The sequence below is a fragment of the Corynebacterium sp. HMSC076G08 genome, assembly GCF_001811515.1.
Taxonomy (GTDB): Bacteria; Actinomycetota; Actinomycetes; order Mycobacteriales; family Mycobacteriaceae; genus Corynebacterium; species Corynebacterium hiratae.
Window position 1 is genome coordinate 99,481 of the sequence record NZ_KV805031.1, and the last position, 3,806, is coordinate 103,286.

The window sequence follows — 3,806 nt, forward strand, 5'->3', positions numbered from 1 at the left end:
TCCAGACCGGCGGTATCATCGACGTCTTCCGCACCGGCCGCATCCCGGCCAACGTGTCGCTGGACTGCGTTGATCCGCTCATCGCGCCGAAGGCGAAGAACCTGGTGTGGCTGCGTTCGCCGCTGGATCTGGCAGCCGCGGGCCGCAACGTGAAGGCCGCGGCGCTGACCTCGCTTGGCTTCGGCCACGTCAGCGCGCTCATCGTCTACGCCCACCCCGGCGTGTTCGAGCAGGCCGTGTCTCAGCAGCGCGGGGCGGATGCAGCTGCCGAGTGGCGTGAGCACGCCGAGCAGCGCCTGCGCGCCGGCCGCGCACACTTCGAGGCCGGAATGCTGGGCCGCGCCCCGCTCTTCGAGGTCATCGAGGGCCGCCGCCTACCGCACGCCGACGCCAAGGTGATGATTGACGGCTACGGTCTCGTCGACGCCGACAAGGCCGCGGAAATCTCCATGCTCCTCGACGCCGATGCGCGCCTGGGCAGCAACGGTGAATTCCCGGGTGCGTAACCTCTAGCAATTAGGGCCAGTTCAAGTACGAACTGGCCCTTTCCTTTCGGACTAACCTCGTTTCGCTCTATGTCGCGACGATATTTGCTCACCAACGCTTTTCAATTAAATGTTCCATCACACGCTTTCAAACATCCGCCGAAAAATATTGACAAGCATGATTACGGAATCAGCGATTATGCCAGCTTCACGGCGCGATGAGTTCGGTGCGTGTTTTATCGAATGAGCTAACGAAACTGCCTTACGAACAAAACTACGCAGTTCACTATTCGCTGGTCCTGGAAGTTCTACTTCAACAACTCGTGCCAGCCGGTTTTTGAGTTTCCCGCATTAAATTTATCCGCATCATCACCATTCCGTAAGTGACGAGTTTCGTCAAAGGCTACGCGGTTCAATTCATGTTGGCGGACATGAAAAACTGACCAGTGGCGGACACGGGATTTAGGGGTTTGGGGAGTTTTTATTGGGGGTAGGAAAACAAGGGGTCTTCATCCGATGTTCGATAGAAGAGTCTAACCGGACTCATCTAGCGAAAAGCATGGACGGACCTGACTCCGTCTCTAATCAGCAGCAATTGTCTTCTAGAAGAAGCAGGGGTGAAGTTGAGGTGTCAGGCCTGTGGCCCCGCCGTCGCCGATGGTGACTCCAACACCGGGTTCCTCGTGCCTATCGAAGGCAACCACAGCACGCGGCCGCGCGCCGTCGGCACGTTCCGTGAAATCACATGTGCCAAGCTTCACGGACCTCATGCCACAGGTGCGCCCGACACCGAACAACACGGCTCCCATCGGTCGGCTGATGCATCACGTCATCGTCGTTCGGACTCGAGGAGCATCCCAGCGCTAGATCGACGTCACAACAGGGCTCTGAACCAGAGGGGATAAGTTCGCTTACCATACTCCAACAGGACGAGTCAATCATTCGAACACGCCCTGCCCCCGTGGTGTCCGCCACTGGTCAGTTTCTCATGGCCATAGGCGGACTTTTTTATGTCCGCCTCCGGTCAGCTTTTCATGTCCGCTAACAATTCATCGAGAATGCGAACCACCCGATTACCGACATCACTGAAGTCACTTTGAATATTTGCAAAAGCAAACTTCTCACGGAGCTCCTTGATTTCTGTATCAATCCGCACCCATCCGGTAGAATCCCGCGGGCTAACAGGAGAAACCAATTTTCCTTGAAGCTGCGCATCTTCGAGGCCTTCGACATGCCTCTCAAACGGATCAAATATTGCGCTAAGAATCCGCCGTCTAGCTTGATAGCTTCCTTCAGCATCGTTCTGTTTCCAATAGTCTTTAAACGAAGACTCATGACGCGCGACGCTATTTAGTACCGGTAGGGCGGTATCGAGTACCGACCGGTGCGGATATCGGGTACCGGGGGTAGTTTTTGGGCACTCTTTAGTGGACGGCCCGCGCAGTGTGTACGTGTGGATCGCGTTCACGTGGAAGGAGTGATGGTGGTGACGGATTACCGTGCCATCATGTTTGCCTTGGTTGCCGGGAATCGTTCCTGGAACCAGATTCGAGCCGATTTAGGGGTCTCGAAGTCGACGATTGATAAGGGCAGTCGCGTTGTAAGGGACCATCAAATCGATGCTCGTGGGATTGCTGGATTGTCGAATGCCCAGTTAGAGGAGCTATTTCCGGATAACCGGCGTCGCAACGATGCGGAGTTCCTCGCACCGGATTTCAAAAAGGTTGCCGAGCGGATGGTCTCTGGCAAGCGCGTGACGTTGAAAGTCGCGCACGCCAAGTACCTGAAGTTACCTGTTGGTACTGGTCAGCGTCATTATTCGTATCGACAGTACTGTTCGCTGTTTGAGCATTATGTCGATGTTCATCAGCTGTCAGCGCAACTGAATCACGATCCCGGTGACGAGCTCATGGTGGACTGGTCGGGCGATGGAATGGTCGTTGTGGATCCGGTCTCGGGCCAGCGGTTTACCGCGCACTTGTTTGTAGCTTCATTGCCGCACTCAGGGATGAGGCATGTATCGGCGTGGCCGGATCAAAAAATGCGGTCGTGGCTTTTAGCCCACCGTGCGGCTTTGGAGTGTTTCGGTGGTTGTCCGCTGCGGTTGATCCCGGATAACGCGCTTACAGCCACGCAACAGATTTCCCGTGGGCTGCGGGGGCGTATCCCGGTTGCGGAGTATTCCACATTTGCCGATTTCTATCAGATAGGTATTACTGCGGCGAAACGCTACCGGCCGCGGTACAAGGCGAATATTGAAAAGGCCGTGGATATTACCCAGCAATGGTGCGTAGAATACCTCGACGACCAGGAGTTCTACAGTTTCGACATGCTCAATAAAGCACTCGAGGACCAAAGCGATTTCATCAACGATCGCCGTCCCTACCGCGGGCAGGATATCTCTCGTCGCCAGTTGTTTGAAGACCATGAGCAACAGCTGCTGCGCCCGTTGCCCGACCGGCGGTGGTCGTGGTCGCGGTGGAAGAAGTCCAAGGTCGCAATGAACTACCACATCCGGATCGCCAATCACTGGTATTCAGTGCCGTGGAAGCTAGCGGGCAAGTTCGTCGACGTGCAACTCTTTGATGACTATCTGGATGTCTTCTACGACGGTGAGATTGTTGCTTTACATCGTATTGCCCCTGCTAATTATGGCTACTCCACCTTGGATGAGCATGTCCCCGACAACCATAAGGACTTAAACACCCAGTGGAACCGGCAACGCTTGGAAGACTGGGCGAAAAGTATTGGGACAGCGACAGCACAGCTCATCGGCCAGATGTTTAACGCTCGTAAAGTCGAAGCCCAAGCATATTCTAGCGTTCTGGGCGTACTGAACCTATCGCAAGGCTCCATCCACGCTCACCTGACCATTGTGATGGCAGCGATGGCCACAGGCCACGTGTTGGAAGAAGCCTCGGGCCTGTCGCTGAAGCGATTGGTACGAATCTTGAAGAAATACCGATCGTTTACCGTCGAAATCTCAGGCCACACACTCCACGCACAAACCGACCTGCCCGCCGGCGTCCGCGAACTCGCCGAAAAGCTACCCCAACTGTCTGACTAAAATGACCTAAGTCAGGAAACGTTAGCGTTAAAACGTTAGCGCTTTAACGTCATAACACTAACACTAAAAACACCACTCAACCACCGCAATCATTGGGCAAGTTGGCCATAGTCAAAGCTGTGACCCTGGAAATTCGAAAGACGTCACAGCAACAAACCACCACCCCAGACAACCTTCACATGAGATGCCTTTTAAACATTATAAAATATGTCACACGTTCACCTGAGGTTACCCTCGTTTAGTGGACACCCTAT

At 54.6% G+C, this 3,806-nt stretch carries 3 protein-coding genes; 2 read left to right on the forward strand and 1 reads right to left on the reverse strand.

Translation table 11 applies throughout. The features are described 5' to 3' along the window. The coding region (locus HMPREF2806_RS13750) for a hypothetical protein (RefSeq protein ID WP_232745278.1) at positions 1-506 on the forward strand (506 nt) is incomplete at its 5' end. Positions 507-1,509: 1,003 nt separating this feature from the next. On the opposite strand, the gene HMPREF2806_RS13755 is transcribed toward HMPREF2806_RS13750, so the two are convergent. Then, positions 1,510-1,953 carry a hypothetical protein gene (locus tag HMPREF2806_RS13755; protein ID WP_232745279.1) on the reverse strand — a complete coding sequence of 148 codons (444 nt, stop codon included), beginning with the start codon at positions 1,951-1,953 and terminating at the stop codon, positions 1,510-1,512. Positions 1,954-1,971: 18 nt separating this feature from the next. Between HMPREF2806_RS13755 and istA the strand changes: the two genes are divergently transcribed. Then, entirely contained in the window at positions 1,972-3,552 is a 1,581-nt protein-coding gene (gene istA / locus HMPREF2806_RS04875; protein ID WP_158013202.1) for an IS21 family transposase, read from the forward strand. Positions 3,553-3,806 lie beyond the last annotated feature (254 nt).